Annotated in this window: 13 protein-coding genes; 4 read left to right on the plus strand and 9 right to left on the minus strand. The window is 61.6% G+C overall.

What is annotated here, in order from left to right; translation table 11 throughout:
- Window positions 1–32 precede the first annotated feature (32 nt).
- The 3 genes from ACMNAY_RS00600 to ACMNAY_RS00610 all read left to right on the plus strand — a co-directional run bounded on the left by ACMNAY_RS00600 (window position 33) and on the right by ACMNAY_RS00610 (window position 5,806).
- Window positions 33–1,559, plus strand: a complete 1,527-nt coding sequence (locus tag ACMNAY_RS00600) for a hypothetical protein (RefSeq protein ID WP_418717990.1) — start codon at window positions 33–35, stop codon at window positions 1,557–1,559.
- Window positions 1,560–1,620: 61 nt separating this feature from the next.
- The gene (locus tag ACMNAY_RS00605; protein ID WP_418717991.1) at window positions 1,621–2,466 is read left to right on the plus strand and encodes a hypothetical protein; all 846 of its coding nucleotides are present in this window, start codon (window positions 1,621–1,623) and stop codon (window positions 2,464–2,466) included.
- A gap of 211 nt (window positions 2,467–2,677) precedes the next feature.
- Window positions 2,678–5,806 (plus strand): EAL domain-containing protein, encoded by a 3,129-nt coding sequence (locus ACMNAY_RS00610; RefSeq protein WP_418717992.1) that lies wholly within the window; start codon window positions 2,678–2,680, stop codon window positions 5,804–5,806.
- 74 nt (window positions 5,807–5,880) lie between these two features.
- Here ACMNAY_RS00610 and ACMNAY_RS00615 read toward each other — a convergent pair whose 3' ends face one another.
- The 7 genes from ACMNAY_RS00615 to ACMNAY_RS00645 all read right to left on the minus strand — a co-directional run bounded on the left by ACMNAY_RS00615 (window position 5,881) and on the right by ACMNAY_RS00645 (window position 12,152).
- Window positions 5,881–6,237, minus strand: coding sequence for an Hpt domain-containing protein (locus ACMNAY_RS00615; protein ID WP_394977316.1), 357 nt, complete (start codon window positions 6,235–6,237; stop codon window positions 5,881–5,883).
- The gene (locus ACMNAY_RS00620; protein ID WP_418717993.1) at window positions 6,237–7,319 is read right to left on the minus strand and encodes an HD-GYP domain-containing protein; all 1,083 of its coding nucleotides are present in this window, start codon (window positions 7,317–7,319) and stop codon (window positions 6,237–6,239) included. The genes ACMNAY_RS00615 and ACMNAY_RS00620 overlap by 1 nt, the downstream gene beginning before the upstream one ends.
- On the minus strand, window positions 7,316–9,091 hold the full coding sequence (locus tag ACMNAY_RS00625) for an ATP-binding protein (protein ID WP_418717994.1): 1,776 nt from the start codon (window positions 9,089–9,091) through the stop codon (window positions 7,316–7,318). The genes ACMNAY_RS00620 and ACMNAY_RS00625 overlap by 4 nt, the downstream gene beginning before the upstream one ends.
- Window positions 9,088–9,891, minus strand: a complete 804-nt coding sequence (locus tag ACMNAY_RS00630) for a hypothetical protein (protein WP_418717995.1) — start codon at window positions 9,889–9,891, stop codon at window positions 9,088–9,090. Before ACMNAY_RS00630 ends, ACMNAY_RS00625 begins: the two co-directional genes overlap by 4 nt.
- A 22-nt stretch (window positions 9,892–9,913) precedes the next feature.
- Window positions 9,914–10,624 (minus strand): GGDEF domain-containing protein, encoded by a 711-nt coding sequence (locus ACMNAY_RS00635; RefSeq protein ID WP_418717996.1) that lies wholly within the window; start codon window positions 10,622–10,624, stop codon window positions 9,914–9,916.
- A gap of 531 nt (window positions 10,625–11,155) precedes the next feature.
- Window positions 11,156–11,689 (minus strand): putative ABC transporter permease, encoded by a 534-nt coding sequence (locus ACMNAY_RS00640; protein WP_418717997.1) that lies wholly within the window; start codon window positions 11,687–11,689, stop codon window positions 11,156–11,158.
- Window positions 11,690–11,732: 43 nt separating this feature from the next.
- On the minus strand, window positions 11,733–12,152 hold the full coding sequence (locus ACMNAY_RS00645; protein ID WP_418717998.1) for a DUF308 domain-containing protein: 420 nt from the start codon (window positions 12,150–12,152) through the stop codon (window positions 11,733–11,735).
- Window positions 12,153–12,478: 326 nt separating this feature from the next.
- On the opposite strand from ACMNAY_RS00645, the gene ACMNAY_RS00650 reads away from it, so the two are divergent.
- On the plus strand, window positions 12,479–13,189 hold the full coding sequence (locus tag ACMNAY_RS00650) for a Crp/Fnr family transcriptional regulator (RefSeq protein WP_394977327.1): 711 nt from the start codon (window positions 12,479–12,481) through the stop codon (window positions 13,187–13,189).
- 40 nt (window positions 13,190–13,229) lie between these two features.
- On the opposite strand, the gene ACMNAY_RS00655 is transcribed toward ACMNAY_RS00650, so the two are convergent.
- Together ACMNAY_RS00655 and ACMNAY_RS00660 are read right to left on the minus strand one after the other, a co-directional pair.
- Window positions 13,230–13,829 (minus strand): HdeD family acid-resistance protein, encoded by a 600-nt coding sequence (locus ACMNAY_RS00655; RefSeq protein ID WP_394977329.1) that lies wholly within the window; start codon window positions 13,827–13,829, stop codon window positions 13,230–13,232.
- Between the two features lie 25 nt (window positions 13,830–13,854).
- Complete coding sequence (locus ACMNAY_RS00660) at window positions 13,855–15,627, minus strand: oleate hydratase (RefSeq protein WP_418717999.1); 1,773 nt, start codon at window positions 15,625–15,627, stop codon at window positions 13,855–13,857.
- Window positions 15,628–15,705: the final 78 nt, after the last annotated feature.

Genomic DNA, 15,705 nt, shown 5'->3' on the forward strand with positions numbered 1-15,705 from the left:
TATATAACTGTCTGACGATCGAGGTGACCAACATGTTTCCCCGAAAACAACATCTTTTTTCGGTCAAATGGTACACCGCCTTTTCTGACCGCAGTGCTGACTTTTTAGCGTTGGCTGGAAAATACATCCGCGAATATGATCCGTTGGATGATACCAGCGCTGAAATATTCCTGTCCGATTACGAAACTATCCCTAAGGTGGACGATTCTCTCCAAGAGGCTTTGCGGGACAGCGGTACGCCAGGACTGCTACTGGATGCTCTCTATCTGTGCTGCAAACAGATACAAGAACAGAATCCTCCTCTCTCAGGTGATGAACAGGAACGTAGTCGCCAGTGGTTCCTTGCACTTCTGGACTGTGCCGCTTATTTGAGCAGTGAAAACACTGTACCCTTCTGCGGAACACCGCAAGAAATGACATTAATCTCTCACAGGGCTATCCTTCCTTGTCTCCCGGAGCCTTGGGAGGAATTGATTCAAACGCTTGTCATCGAGCAGGCTGGCAAGGTGTCTTTTTGCTACAATGCGCCAATGTGGAATGCTCAGGGAACGCGCAGTACTTGTCAACGGGAGTTTATGATCGAACCGACAGCGTCCCAAACGATCTTGCAGGAACTCGCTGCTCACTTTTCTGTTCCTCGCGAAGATGATTATGTCTTTGATGCGGGAGATTGGGCTCTGAAGCTTACAAACACTGCCGGAAAATCTTTCCTATTCTCGGGCTCCATGTGGAGAGGAGAAAACGGAGAAAATTCACAGTTATCTCAAATGATCCGCACACTGGTGGGGATACGCAGTCTGAATGCTTTCGATGAAGGCGCACGTCCAGAGAATGCGCTTCGGCGTGTGATTCTCACCCACACATTTCAGCCTGTGGAAGAAGGTGTCCCAGAGTCATGCCAAGCCAAGCAGAATGAACATCTGATCATCGATGCCGCTTCCGAATCCATAGAGTATAGTTTTAACCGCGGCGACATCCGTCTCTCTTTTCAGAGCGAATTCCCCGATGGGGTAAGCCGACTGCTGGATCAATACAGCATGAGCGGGCTTTTCTGCCGTCCGGCATCCCTGCATTCCGATTTTGCGGAACCGCCCTTTTATGTTTCCGAGTACCGTTTGACTGCTATATATGAAGACGGCTCTCAGCAAACAAGCGAAGGTTTTTACGAAAAGCGCGAGTTGCCGACGTGTTTTGCTTCTTTTATGGGAAAAATCGCCGTGCGGCTGAAGCAGTGTATAAGTTTCGGGATCTTCGATTCCTCCCTTTATGGTCAATCGCTGCCCCGTCGGACCGACCCGATTTATTGTAAAGTTGCTTTCACCCCTGGCGGCAAGACCTACTATTACCGTACCGAAGATGATTCTCTGGAGGAGGGGGATGAGGTAGTTGTCCCCGCCGGGAAAGACGACCACCTGTCCATTGCGGAAATCACGGAAGTGAACTATTTCCCTCCGGATTCCGTTCCTTTCCCCATTGAAAAAACAAAAATGATCCTGCGTCGATGCACCGCAGAGGACTATGAGCAATTGAGCGTTCAAAAGCCCCCTGTCCGCTTATAGTTTACCATGATAAATGTCATTCCTCGATCGTATGGTGTCTCTGTTTTAAAGGAGCCTTGCTATGAATCTTGGAGAAGACCGCCGGCCGACCCTCGCTTCCTGGCCAAAGCGGATGTACGATTGGAGCGAGGTTCCGCACCCGTTTCAGCCCGCTCTGGCCGGCTGGAACGCCGCCGGGATGCCGCCGGGAAACATCACCCTCATTCCCCGCGTCCACCAGTACTCCGGCGCGCCGGAGTATGTCACCGCATGGTTCGGTGGTGAGGTCTGCCTTCAGCGCATGGCCGACGGCAAACTGGATGTATGGTCCATTCGCCCCGGCGATGTGGCGCAGGTCGGCTATTCCGTTCAGCTGATCAAATGCACCGTGACCGTCTGGCTCAAGGACGGCAGCCGGACCGGTTTTTCCTACAACAAGACCAAGGAAGATCAGCTCTACCCTGTTCTCAGCCTGCTGCTGGGCCAACCCGCCGACCGGCGCCCGCCCCTGCGGCATCCGGACACTCCCGCTTTTGACCGGCTCCGGCAGGAAAGCTACGCCATGTACTACACCTCTCTTCTGGCGTATCGCTTTGGCAAACGCATCCTGGATCAGCTCTTCCTGCGGGGCAAAAACCGCAACTTTCTTTACATCCTTCAGCGCCGGCCAGACCCCGAGTGCTTCTGCGCCATGACAGACGCCGGGCCGGTGTGCATCACCACCGATTTTTACGGCACTTCCGTTCTTTATCTGCCTGCCTCTTCCCGCTGCGCCCTGTGGGTCAAACCCCAGCTGCGCGGAAAAAGCAGCGGTCTTTATCTCCAGACTCCGGCCGACGGGGAAAGCCTTTGCTTTTGTCTGCTCCCCAGGCAGGAGGAGGCGGCCGCCGCCTTTGCCCGCCGCTGGTTTTCGGAAGCGGAAGGCTGAAGATTTTCTTTTCCGATCAGTACCGGCCGCAACGGCTGTTTTGAAGCCCGCGAAGCCAGAGGCTTCGCGGGCTTTTTTGTGTCCGCATCCGAGGGCTTGCCACTTCACCGTGCTCAGTTGTTTTGGAAAGACGAGTGTGATAAAATAGGAATTGTTACAGAAATCGCCGTGTTCCGGCCTTTTGGCGGCGAACGCGCGGGGAGGGGCAGAGATGAAAAACGGCCACACCATTCTTCGGCGGCATGGCGATGTGTTCGTGGCGCTGCTGTCCCTTGGCGCGGCGCTGGTGATCACCGGGGCACTGTTTTTAAGCAATGGTCTGGCGCTGCGCAAGGTCACCGAAGAGCGCACGCGGAACTGGCTGCTGGACGTGTCCGATCAGGTAGCCACACTGGTGGACGGCCGGATCGCCCAGTCCATTGAAAGCCTGACCCTCATCCGGGACAGCGCCGTTCTGCTCTCCCCCGATGCGCTGCCGGAGTTCGTTGCCCGCAAGGCGTCAGTGTCCGGTTTTGATCAGCTGTATCTGGCGGAGAATGTGGAGGCCGCCGAAGAGTGGATCCGCGCCCACAGCGGCTCGCTGGCAGGCGGCGACATGGTGGAGCCGGGCAAGGCCCAGCTGATCATGTCTCAATCGCCGGACATGGGCGTCTATTATGCGGCAGGTGCGACCGCCGACGACCCGGTCATGCTGGGCACGAAGAACGTGGACCTGCTCACCAGTATGCTCTCCATCCAGAGCTTCGGTGGCGAAGGCTCCACCCGGGTAGTCACCCGGGACGGGGTGTTGCTGGCCGCCAGCGAGGGCGGTGCTGCCGACGCCCTGCTGGACGACTGGCTGAACGGCGAGTGCGCCGGAAAAAAGCGGTTCCAGCAAACGATCTCGGACATGCAGTTCGGCCGCGCGGGCGCCGTTACCGTGGAAGACGGAACGCAGGCCGCCATGGTGGGCTACATTCCCCTTTCCGTCAACGATTGGTATGTGCTCACCATCATCCCCGCCGACCTGCTTCAAAACGACATCGTGCCCCTGGTGCAAGGGAATCTGTGGCTGGCGGTGGCCATCGTCGTCATCTTCGGCTGCGTGATGCTCACCGTCCTCCTGATGCGCCGCAGCTATCAGGCCAGTCTGGAGGATATGGTCTTTGTGGACCCGCTGACCGGCGGCATGAGCGACGCCCGTTTCCGCAACGAGACGGCGCGGCTGCTGGAAAAAAGCAACGATTACACCCTGATCTCCATCGACGTGCAGGGATTCAAGCTCATCAACAGCATCTACGGGCCGAAAGCGGGCAACCTCACGCTGCGCCACATTTACAAAACCCTGCGCGAAAGCCTGAAGCCCGGCGAACTTCTCACCCACGCTTCCGCGGACTTGTTCTATCTGCTTTTGGCCGGTCAGGACCGGGCGGAGATCGAGCGGCGGATGCTGGATATTTTTGAAAAGGTGAACGCCTTCAACGCCGGTCAGGAGAACCCCTATTATCTGGAACTTCGGTTCGGCGCTTACATCATCCAGCCTGACGACAAAGACGTGCCCTCCATTGAAGAGCGCAGCAGCACCGCCCGCAAAAACGGCGGCAAGCTGCACGGCGGCTGCACCTTCTACAATGCCGAGTGGCAGCGGGTGCAGCTGGAAGAAAAAGAGCTGGTGGACCGGCTGGAGCTCTCCCTGCGCGCCGGGGACTTCAAAGTGTATTATCAGCCCAAGGTGCGTCTGGAAGACCGCCTTGTCTGCGGCGCGGAGGCGCTCATCCGCTGGCAGCACCCTTCTCGCGGGCTGCTTTCGCCGGCGGTGTTCGTGCCGGTGTTTGAAAAATACCGTCTCATTCCCCGGATCGACCAGTTCATCTTTGAGCAGGTCTGCAAAGATCTGGCCCGCTGGCGGGAAGAAGGCCGGGAGCTGTGCCCCATCTCGGTGAATCTTTCGAGGCAGAATCTGGACATTCCGGATTTTCTGGAGCGCTGCCAGCGCGTCCGCGACAAATACGGCGTGGACTGCGGCCTGATCGAATTCGAGCTGACCGAGACCATCCTGCTGGATGACCCCGAGGGCGTGTGCCGTCTGATCGACCGAATGCACGAGGCCGGCTTCGGCTGTTCCATGGACGATTTCGGGTCCGGCTATTCCTCGCTGGGGCTGCTCAACCAGCTGAACGTGGACACCATCAAGCTGGACCGCAGCTTCTTTCTGGAAGGTAACGACTCCAGCCGCGGCCGCCGCGTGGTGGAGTCCATCCTCAAGATGGCGGGCAAACTGCACATTGCCACGGTGGCCGAAGGCGTGGAAAACGCCGGGCAGGTGGAATATCTGCGGCATTCGGCCTGCGACATGGTGCAGGGATTCGTGTTCTTCCGCCCCATGACCGCGGAAGAGTTTGAACAGGCGGCCTGGGAAAACGGGCGGCTCTGCCGCGCCGGCTCCGCGGATCTGCCGCCGGAGCAAAAAGAGACAAAGCCCCGGGCAGACGAAGGCCGCGCCGGGAGCATCGTCACCTTCCGCTACCGGCCGGACGCCGGCAGCATCACCTTCTCCGCTCCCTTTGCCTCCGCCATGGAGGGCGTCGCCGAATTTTCCGACGGCGTCTCTTTTCTGCGCACATCGGGCATCCTCAACGAGAACGATGTGGAAGACTTTCTGGAGATGCTGGAACGCTGCGTCCGGGGCGAAAAGCCCTGGCTGGAAGGGGCGTTCCGGGTGAGTGTGTCCAGCAGCGGCTACGACTGGATGGAGCTTCATGTGCACCGGGAGGACACGCCGGACGGGCCGGTGGTCCAGGGCGTTCTGGTGAACACCAGACCCTGGCGCAACGAGCTGGACCGCTGGAAAGAACGGGCGAACCGGGACGGTCTGACCGGGCTGTACAACCGGATTTATTTTGAAAAGGCAGTGCGGGAGCGGCTGAACAGCAGTTCGGACTGCAGCGGGGCGCTCATCTTCATCGACGTGGACGACTTCAAGAAGCTCAACGACGCGCTGGGCCACCTTGCCGGAGACGACATCCTGCGCAGCACCGCACGGCGCATCCTGAGCGTGTTCCGCCACTCCGACGTGGTGGCCCGTTACGGCGGCGACGAGTTCGTGGTGTTTGTTTCCAACATGAGCCGCGAGGCGCTGGAAAGCCGGTTGGACCAGCTTTGCGCCATGTTCCACAACCCCTATCACAAAGGGGAGATCCGCTATGAGGTCATGGGCAGCATCGGCGCGGCCCTCTGCCCGGAGGACGGCAACGACTACGACACGCTGCTGGCCCACGCGGACGCGGCCCTCTATGAGGCAAAGCGGCACGGCAAGAACCAGTACAGACTCTACCAGTCGGGTAACAAGGCTGCGGAATGAGCCTTGAAAAAAGCGCGAAGCCTGTGCAAACAGAGCTTCGCGCTTTTCGTTTGTCCGTCAAAGGGGCCGTCCGCTCACGAAAGAGCTTCCAGCGCCGTCTTTGCCCGGTGATATTCCCGTTCCACCGCGGGCAGCTGCGCCGCCGCGGCGTCGATGCGGCCCGCCCGAAGGCTCTCCACCAGGTCGCTGACCTGGCGGCTGAGCTCCTGCAGGCTCAGGTTTCCGCACACGCCTTTCAGGGTGTGGGCCGCCTCAAAGGCCGCCTTTTCATCGCCCCGGGCCATGGCATCGCACAGGCGCGGGAAGTTTTCGTCCTGGCCAAAGCGGGCCAGAAATTTCAGCAGCAGCGCCTCGTTGCCCAAAAAACGGCGCAGGGCGTCCTCGGTGTCCACGCCGGCTTCGGCCAGGCAGCGGCGGGTCATTTCATCCATCAGCGGCTCGCCTCCTCTTTTTTCTTATACAGCTGCCGCAGCCGGGGTTCCGCCTGGCGGAAGTACTCCAGCATGCGGGGGTTGAACACGCCGCACTCCCCGTTCAGGATCATTTCGGTGGCCCGGTCGAAGGAGATGGGCTTTTTGTAGCAGCGCTCGCTGACCAGCGCGTCGTAGACGTCCGCCATCGAGACCACCTGGGTCCAGATGGGGATCTCGTCCCCCTTGAGGCCCTCCGGATAGCCCCGGCCGTCCCACCGCTCGTGGTGGTGCAGGGCGATGTCGTAGGCATAGCGGTAGGCGGAGTGCTCCCGCATCTGCGGGATGCGGGACAGAAGGTGCGCGCCCTGGGTGGTGTGGGTCTTCATCAGGTCGTACTCATCGGGGGTGAGGCGGCCTTTCTTGTTCAGAATGGCGTCCGGAATGGAGATTTTTCCCACATCGTGGGTGACGGCGCCCATGCCGATGAGGCGTATCTCACTGTCCGAAAGGCCCTCGCCCAGCGGCGTTTCGCCCAACAGCAGACAGGTGATGTCGTGGATGCGGCGGACATGCTCGCCCGACTCGTCGCTGCGGAACTCGATGGCGGTGGAGAGCGCCTCCACCATGCCCATGCTCATTTCGGCCAGCTGCTCGGCCTGATACAAAAGCTGGTCCCGCTGGCGTTCCACCTCCGCGCCCAGCAGCTGCCGTGCGGCAAACAGCTCCACCACAGACTGCACCCGCCGGCGCACCACAAAGGGCACCACAGGCTTTGCGATCACGTCCATGACGCCCAGATCATAGGCCTTCTGCATGGTGTCATTGCCGGGGTCGGCGGTGATGAGGAACACCGGCACCACCGCCGTGAGCCCGCGCTCGCTCAAGGTGCGAAGCAGCTGGATGCCGTCCATCCGGGGCATCACCACGTCCAGCAGGATGGCGCTCAAGGGGCGGTCCGCCCCCTCGATCAGCTCCAGCGCCTGCAGGCCGTCCTCCGCTTCGAGGATGTCGTAGTCCGTTTGAAAAATATTTGCCAGAATGGCACGGTTCAGCTCTTCGTCGTCCACGATGAGGAGCGCGTTTTTTTCTGCAGGGCTCACGTTTCCATCTCCTTGCCGGTTTTATCCTTGGAAATCCGGGCGGGCTTCTTTCTCCGCTCCCGCTCCGAGATCAGCTGCTGCATGACCCTGTCGAGGGTGGCGGCGTCCACAGGTTTCGGGATGTGGCCGTTCATGCCCGCCCGCGTGGTGCGGTCGATGTCCTCGGAAAAGACGTTGGCGGTGACGGCGATGATGGGCACATCGGCAGCGTCCGCCCGGGGCAGACCGCGGATGGCACGGGCCGCCTCGCAGCCGTCCATCTCCGGCATCTGCATGTCCATCAGAATGGCGTCGATGGAGTCCTCCGGCTGAGCCAGGAAGGCCTGCACCGCATGAGCGCCGTTGTCGGCGGTGATGACCCGGGCACCCATCTGCTCCAGCAGGGCGACGGCGATCTCCCGGTTGATCTCGTTGTCCTCCGCCACCAGCACGCACCGGCCCTGCCAGCAGAACGCAGCGTTTTCGCGCGTCTCTTCGGCGGCCGCGCCGCCGACAGGGGTGAAGGGCAGCGTCACGGTGAAGCGGGTGCCCTCGCCCAGCTTGCTTTCCACCGAGATCTCGCCGCTCATCTGCTGCACAAGGATCTTGACGATGGACATGCCCAGTCCGCTGCCCAGCACCGGATGAGCGGAGAAGGCGGTCTCACGGGAGTAGGGGTCGAACAGATGTTTCTGGAACTCCTCGGACATGCCGATGCCGGTGTCCTCCACCACCAGCTGGTACTTGCTGTTGCCCCGGAATCGGAACTGCCGGGCCTCCAGGCGGACGGTGTCGCCGGGGTCGGTGTACTTTGCCGCGTTGGACAGAAGGTTGTTCAGCACCTGGCCGATCTTCTTTTCGTCGCCCAGGACCTCGTTTTCCTCGAACTGGATGGACACCTCGAAGGTCTTGCCCGCCTCCCGCAGCTGGTCCCGGAAAAGGTCGGCGGTGTCGGTGAGCAGGCGATGCAGGTCCATGGGTTTCTGGTCCAGGCTGCCTTTGCCCGCCTCCATGCGGGAGAGATCCAGAATGTCGTTGACCAAATCCAGCAGCTGGTTGCCGGCGAAGGATATTTTGCCCAGGTAGTCCCGGGTCTGGTCGGCGTCGTTCTCGCCCAGACTGCGCTTCGCCAGGTTGCAGCAACCGAGGATGGCGTTGAGGGGAGTGCGCATATCGTGAGACATACGGCTGAAGAACTCCGAGCGGTCCTTGGCGCTTTTGCGGGCGGCGTCCAGCGCAGCCTGAAGCACGGCGGTGTGCTGCTGGCCGCGCTTTTTCTCGTCGTCCACGTCCCGGAAGCAGAGGATGACCTCGTCCGGAGCCAGTTTTTCGTTGTAGATCGAGCGGATGTTCACCCAGCGGTACTCGCCGCCAAACTGCCGCTGGAAGTCGCCGCCGTAGTCGGCAATGCCCTGATGCACCCGCTGGCGCATATTCTCGATGGAGAAGCTGGTCTCCACCGCCTGGAAGGTGCTGGGCCGCACCACCTCGCTCATGGTCTCCATCAGCAGGGAGTAGTCGCCCCGCGGGGGCAGCACATCCTTTATGGATTCGGGGAGCTTAAAGGCCTCGTAGGTCTCGTTTTTCATGTCCACCCAGTAGATGGCATAGAACGAATCGCCCAGCAGCTGGGCGGTGCGGTTGGCGATGCGCATGCTGCGGCTGTGGAGGAAGTCCTGCACGGTGAAGAAAGCCAGCAGCAGAAACAGGCCCAGCGCAGTGATGCCCACCCCCACGATCAGCGCGTTTGCGTCGCCCATGAGAATATCGCTCACCGGCGTTGTGATGATCACCGTCCTGCCGTTTTCCATCCGATGGTAGTATACAGGCTGCGGGGCACGCCGCTGGGGTCGTTGAAAAAGCTGTCGTAGCCGATGAGGGAACCGTCCTCGATGCCGGCCAGCATATAGTCGGCATATCTTTGAAGCTGCTCGGCGGTCTTGTTCCAGTTGGTGCTGACATAAAGCACGCCGCCGCTTCGGTCGCACAGATAATAGGAGAAATTCTCCGGCAGAGTGTGCAGGGTGTTGTGCATCCGGGGGTCCTGGATGCACACGTCCATGGCCAGCACATTCCCCTCGCCCTCCAGCGCAACGGAAATGGTGAAGATCTTTTCGCCTGTGATGGCGTCGGTGTACACCTCGCCGCACACCAGCTCCCCATCGGCGCGGATGGCCTCGGTGTACCAGTCGGACTGGCGGAAATCAAAGTCCGCGTCCCCCTCCCAGGGGTTGGCGGCCACGATGCTGCCGTCCACCACCGCATAGATGTCGATGAGCCCTTCGCCGATGGTATCGGCCAGCTTGCGGAAATAGCCCGCGAGCCATTCCTGCACCTGCGCCGGGTCGCCGCCGTCCGTCACGATCTCGTCCACATACTGGCTGGCGATCTGCACGCTGGTCTCCAGGTTTTCGATGTTCATCGCCTCTTCGATGGCGTAGCTCTGCACCAGCGCCATGCCGAAGTCCTGGGCGTTTTGCAAAAGCTTGCCGCGCACCAGTGCGATGGTGACCGCCAGCAGCGCCGCAACAAACACCAGCAGCGACCCGCTGAGCACAAGATTTGCCCAGCGGTGTTCCCTGCGCATTTTCATTCCTTTCGCCCCCTGTGCGATGTTAGCGCCGCTCGCCGGCGCGGGCGTCGTCTTTCTGCGTCCGCTGATAGAAAGCCGCTTTGTCCTCGTACATCTTCCGATCCATCTCCTGGAAGAACAGTTCCGTGTCGCCCGTGCCCAGCTCGATGCGGGCCATGCCCGCGGCAAGGGAGATGGGGTTGGCGGCGCCCGCGGTTTGGTTGTGCTGCCCCAAGCAGCGGTCCAGCCGCTGGCAGAACAGCTGGGTCTGCGCGGGGTCATCGTCCATGAGCAGCACCACGAACTCGTCGCCGCCGTAGCGCACAGCCGCCACCGTCTTGTCGGTGGCAGCCTCCTGCAGCATGCGGGCCACGGCCTGCAGGATGCGGTCGCCCTCCTGATGGCCCAAGGTGTCGTTGATGGCCTTGAAGCTGTTTACGTCCAACAGGATGCCCGCCAGCGGGACCTTCTTTTTCTGGCTGCTGAGGTAGTGCAGCAGAAAACTGCGGTTGTAGAGGTTGGTCAGCGGGTCCCGGAAGGTCAGCTCGCTCTGCAGGCTGATGTACAGGCTGGTGAGCCCCAGCGCCGCCGCCACCCAGATAAAGGACAGGCCGTAAAAGACCAGCTGCAGCGCAACGCCCAGATAGACCGGCAGCAGGAACGCGCTCACCGGCATGTAAACATAGCGGCCGGTGCGCCGCTGGCGCAGCTTGATGAGCACCGTTCCGCCGGCGAGGTAGGCCAGCGTGACCACATAGGGCAGCCAGGCCAGCGGGCCGCGCCGCCAGCAAACGCCAGCGCCGACTGATGCGTCTGTTGAGGCAGCACACCCAGAGATAGGCCGGCAGCGCGCCCAGCATGAACAGCAGTGCATTGCAGACGAGGGCCGCGGCCCGCGCGCCGGGAAAACTGCGGCCGTCCAGCAAAAAACCGCCCGACTCCAGCAGACACAGGAGCAGGCAGCGGCAGATCCAGGCGAAGATCCTCCCGTCCGCCAGCTGGGCCGGGCGGTGGCGGCGCTGCCCGGTCAGCAGCATCACCATCAGACACGCGCCCAGCCCATTGGCGATCAGGACCGCCGGCAGGTCAACAGAGGATGCGGTGTAGTCGAAAAAGGCAGGCACACGATCCCCCCCTTGAAGAATGATTTTGCCCGGCAAGCGTCCCATCGGCGCCGGGGCGTTTTCGCAGACAAATCATTTATATGCGATATAATATTAGTATTAACTTTCAAAGCCTTATTTGTAAAGGTCACGGGCAAATCCCGGCTCGCCTGCAAACGGGGTCAAAGGGCGGCGCGCCGGCGGGCAGCGCCCCGCACAGAGGCCAGTGCGTCCGCCGCCGCGGGCAGTGCCAGCGCCAGCGCGGCCGCCCCCGCCACCGGGGCGGGAAGCGCCGTTACCCAGCCGCTGAAGAACGGGTGGATGAGGCGCACCTGCGCCAGCGAGAACAGGCCCCAGAAAAGGGAGGCGGTCAGGCAGATGTGGCCATGAAGATTCCAGCGATACATGCTGTAGTCCCAGTAGCGCACATGGAAGGTGTTTTCCAGAAAAGAGCCGGTGACATATTCCATCAGGGTGGCTCCGGCCATACCCATCAGAAAGACCAGAAGAGGGTTTGCGGCCACCGGCAGTGTGAACAGCAGGATGAAAACGGCGCCGAAGCCGTAGATGGGAAGGAGCGGCCCGTTCAGGAATCCCCGGTTCATCCAGCGCTTTTCCCGAAGAGAGACATAGCCGGACTCCCAGATCCAGCCGAGGAACGAATACAGGAAGAAAAACAGCGTCCACTGCGCCGGGGTGTAGCCAAACCAGGTCATTTGATCCCTTCTTTCTTAACGAGCGCGGGGGATGGGCCCGGCCTCAAAGGGCCGGGCCGCTGCCGACGGCGGATGCGCCGGCCCGCTTTTCCAGAATGACGGTGGCAAGGTCGCTCGCTCCGTCTGCCACCAGCGCCCCGCCGAACACCATCACCGCGATGCGTACCGCCGCGAAGGGGTTAAAGACCAGGATCGCGCCAAGCACGATGGGCACGATGGCCGAGAGGGTCAGGGGGATCATGCCGGGGAACTGCTCCCGCAGGCCGGTGATGGCCAGGGGCAGCTTGCCGACGCCGTCCATCAGGAGCAGGGAGCCCAGAACGAGCGGGAGCACCGCGAGGATGGTCTGGGGCCAGATGAGGGCGAAGGCGGAGAAGGCGGCGGGCAGAAGGGTGAGAAACAGGTCGCCCGGGTTGCCCTTGCCCGCTTTGCGGTCCTGCAGATAGCGGACGAGGTGACTCACGCCGTAGGCAGCGGCTCCGGCGGCCAGCGTTCAGACGAAGAGTGTGCTGCTGGCGGCGGGGAAAACAAAGAGCAGAACGCCCATTGCGATGTACAGTGCCGCGAGCCAGAGGGATGCGGAGCGGGTCCAGAAAAATTCAAACATTAAAATGCCTCCTTGACGGGTTTGTTGAAATTTGAGTTGTTGGGCAAAATTTCTTTTGCTGATCCCATCGTACCATGGGCGGAGGCGCAAGTATGTTTGTTAGACAACGGACGGTTTTTTCTTGCCACAAAAGGGCGGAAGTTCTATAATAAACAGAGAAAAAGGCCCAAGGAGGCGCAGCGATGGAACGGGAGCTGGACATGGCGGTGCTGCGGGCAAATATGCTGTTCCGCAACCTGACCGACGAAGAAGTGCTAAGCGTCATCGATACGATGTCGCCCCGGGTGATGAAGTATGCCAAACGCACCGTTGTGGCCCGGGACGGCGACGAGTTCCCCGAGATCGGGGTCATTTTGTCCGGCAGCGTTCACCTGTTCCACATCGACAGCAGCGGAAACAGCAACCTGATGGACGTGCTGGGCGCGGGCGACACGCTGGGCGAGCTGTCCGCCGTGGGGCGCTACCGGCTGCACGTGACGGTGACCGCCACCGCCCAGACGGAGATCCTGTTCCTCAGTGTGGACCGGCTGCTACGCAAAAACGTTCTGACCGCCCCCACCCAGATCCGCTTTTTACAGAATCTGACGCTGGCGGTAGCCAAAAAGGGGCAATACCTCACCCGCAAGCTGGAGGACAGCATCCGGCGCCCCACCCGGGAACGCCTGCAGGACTACCTCTCGGCCCAGTACCACAAGGCGGGCAGCCGCACCTTTGTGATCCCTCTCAACCGGCAGGACCTGGCGGATTTTCTGTTCGTGGACCGCAGCGCCATGTCCAACGAGCTGTGCAAGATGCGGGACGAGGGCCTTTTGAAATTTGAAAAAAGCCGCTTTGAGCTTCTGGTGGAAATGCCCATCACCGACGACGAGCCGGACCCCAACGATAAGGAATAAAAAAGCAGCCGCACCTTTTCGGGTGCGGCTGCTTTTTTATTTATGCCCGGCGGCTCTCCGCAACGGCTTCGGCGGTCAGCGCCACCCCCAGCGCGCCCAGGTAGATGCCCCAGACGGTGCTGATGGCAAACCAGCTCATCAGCGGGTTGCTCAGAATGATGATGGCCAGCAGGGCGTTGAGGACGCCGGCGGCCAGCACCCAGCCCGCGCCTTCCGCCCCTTCACTGCGGAGCCGGGAGAAGGCGAAGAACTGGCTGACGCCGTGCAGCAGGGTGAGGAAAGCGGCGGCAGCGGACAGGGCGGTGACGATGCCCACGAAGCCGAACTGCGTCTGGAAGGACGCCCAGAGGGCCAGCAGGCTCAGGCCGGCGGTCAGCACGCCATTCACCAGCAGGTCGGTGCTGCGGCGCTCCCGCGGGGTCTTTGCCCAAACGACGATCTGCGCCGCTCCGTAGAGCCCCAGCCCCGCCGTGATGAAATACGCCAGCGACAAGCCCGCCGCCAGGGGCGAAAAGACGGCCAGCAGGCCGATGGCGATGAGGGGAATGCCCGCGGCGAGCCCCCGGGCAAGGGCGCCGCGGCCGTTCGTCCGGGCGGCGCCGTCCGCCTGCAGGGAGGCGGTGTGAGTCGTGTTGTTCATAATGATTTCCTCCTTGGGGCCTGTTTCAGACCAGTTCGTACTGAAGGAGCAGTTCCTCCAGCGTGGTGCCACGCACCTTTTCCAGGCCTGCCAGCAGCGCCATCTTATAGGGCAGCGGCAGCTTCATCTCGGTGAGCCTGCGCCCGTCCAGCAGATAGTGGGCGGCGTTCAGAAGGCAGCGCACGTCGTATGCGGAGCCGTACACCTCCGGCACGCCCCGCTCCACTTCCATCAGCGTGTAGACGGCTTCCATCGCCGTGCGCACGGAGTATTCGGTGGTGAAAACGGTGTCTCGCGGGGTCTGGGCGAACTGGCCCAGGAAGGCGAAGTTGACGCAGCCCTCGGGCACCACGTCGGGGCGGTCGCCCGCCTCGCGGGGCATAAAGAAGGCGGTGACGTAAGGCATCATGCAGGGCACGGTGGACGCCGCTTCGGTGGCCAGAAGTTCGATCTCGCTCTCCGGCACGCCCAGGTGATACAGCCACTCCATGCAGATCTCGGCGCCGGTGCATTCCGCCATGGGCTTGCCCACATAGTCGCCGGGTTCGTCCGGATAGAGGCCGTAGATCCAGCCCACCAGCTGCCCCTCGGGCTGGGCCTTGAAGTGGGGCTGGCGATTGAAGGTCCAGCTCATCAGCCAGGCCGAGTCTTTCACGGTGACGATGCCTCCGGTGACGACTTTGCCCGCATAGGGGTCGCGGCCGCAGACACGCTTGACGTAGGGCACGATGCGGTCGTCCAGCAGGGTGACGGTGGCGGACTCCCACTTGGTGGCCTCGATATCGGAGCAGAATTTCTCCGGCCGGCCAAAGGCGGGGCTCTGCACGGCGATGTTTTTCCACAGCTGCCAGCTGGCTCCGTCGCCCGGGGCGATGTTCAGCACCGGCGCCCGGTCGTTTGCGCCCAGGACGCTTCCCTCAGTGCAGGAGCCGTTGGTGACGAGCACCAGGTCGTTCTCGGTCAGGTCCACGGTCTCCCGCTTGCCGTCCCGCAGCAGCACCAGCTGATGGGCCGTCTTTTTGCCGGGCAGGAAATGGAAGAGCACGTTCTCCACCCGCACGCCGTATTCGAACGTCACGCCCTGTTCCTCCAGGAACTTCACCAGCGGCAGAATGAGGGATTCATACTGGTTGTATTTGGTGAATTTGAGGGCGGAGAGATCGGGCAGGCCGCCGATGTGGTGCAAAAACCGCTGGAGATACAGCTTCATTTCCAGCGCCGAATGCCAGGTCTCGAAAGCGAACATGGTCTGCCAGTAGAGCCAGAAGTTGGACTTGTAAAACTCGTCGCTGAGCACCTCGTCGATGGTCTTGTTGTACAGCGCCTCGTCCGGCGTGAAAAACAGGCTCATCAGTTCCAGCGCCGCCGCGTCGCTCAGCTCAAAGCGGTTTTTGGTGTCGGCGCTGTCGCCCCGGCCCAGCGTGGCGCGGTTCATGGAGAAGTTGGGGTCGTCCCGGTTCAGCCGGTAGAACTCGTCCAGCACGCTGGCGTCGGGCACCTCCAGCGAGGGCACCGAGCGGAACAGGTCCCACAGGCACTCGTAGTGGTCCTCCATCTCACGGCCGCCGCGGATGACAAATCCTTCCGGGCGCAGCAGGCCGTCGCAGGCGCCGCCGGACAGCTTGCTGTCTTCCAGAATGCGGATGCGGCTGCCGTCCATTCCCGCGTCCCGGACCAGGAACGCCGCGGCGGCCAGGCCGGCCAGCCCGCCGCCTACGATCCAGGCCTGTTTATCCGCCGCGCCGGCCGGTTTGCGGGGGCGGGCAAAAGCTTCATAATTTCCATTCGTGTAGTACATTTGTACCTCCTGTGCGGCCGGGTCTGCCGGCCGTCTGTATGGTGTTGTTTTGAGGCGGAAGCATTGCGGCCTCCGTGT

The organism is Candidatus Allofournierella merdipullorum, assembly GCF_048426865.1.
Taxonomy (GTDB): domain Bacteria; phylum Bacillota; class Clostridia; order Oscillospirales; family Ruminococcaceae; genus Allofournierella_A; species Allofournierella_A merdipullorum.

Bases quoted from the DNA above. Each gene is read 5' to 3' on its own strand.
- ACMNAY_RS00600 (WP_418717990.1), top strand. From the start codon at position 33: ATGTTTCCCCGAAAACAACATCTTTTTTCGGTCAAATGGTACACCGCC.
- ACMNAY_RS00605 (WP_418717991.1), top strand. From the start codon at position 1,621: ATGAATCTTGGAGAAGACCGCCGGCCGACCCTCGCTTCCTGGCCAAAG.
- ACMNAY_RS00610 (WP_418717992.1), top strand. From the start codon at position 2,678: ATGAAAAACGGCCACACCATTCTTCGGCGGCATGGCGATGTGTTCGTG.
- ACMNAY_RS00615 (WP_394977316.1), bottom strand. From the start codon at position 6,237: ATGGATGAAATGACCCGCCGCTGCCTGGCCGAAGCCGGCGTGGACACC.
- ACMNAY_RS00630 (WP_418717995.1), bottom strand. From the start codon at position 9,891: ATGAAAATGCGCAGGGAACACCGCTGGGCAAATCTTGTGCTCAGCGGG.
- ACMNAY_RS00640 (WP_418717997.1), bottom strand. From the start codon at position 11,689: ATGACCTGGTTTGGCTACACCCCGGCGCAGTGGACGCTGTTTTTCTTC.
- ACMNAY_RS00650 (WP_394977327.1), top strand. From the start codon at position 12,479: ATGGAACGGGAGCTGGACATGGCGGTGCTGCGGGCAAATATGCTGTTC.
- ACMNAY_RS00655 (WP_394977329.1), bottom strand. From the start codon at position 13,829: ATGAACAACACGACTCACACCGCCTCCCTGCAGGCGGACGGCGCCGCC.
- ACMNAY_RS00660 (WP_418717999.1), bottom strand. From the start codon at position 15,627: ATGTACTACACGAATGGAAATTATGAAGCTTTTGCCCGCCCCCGCAAA.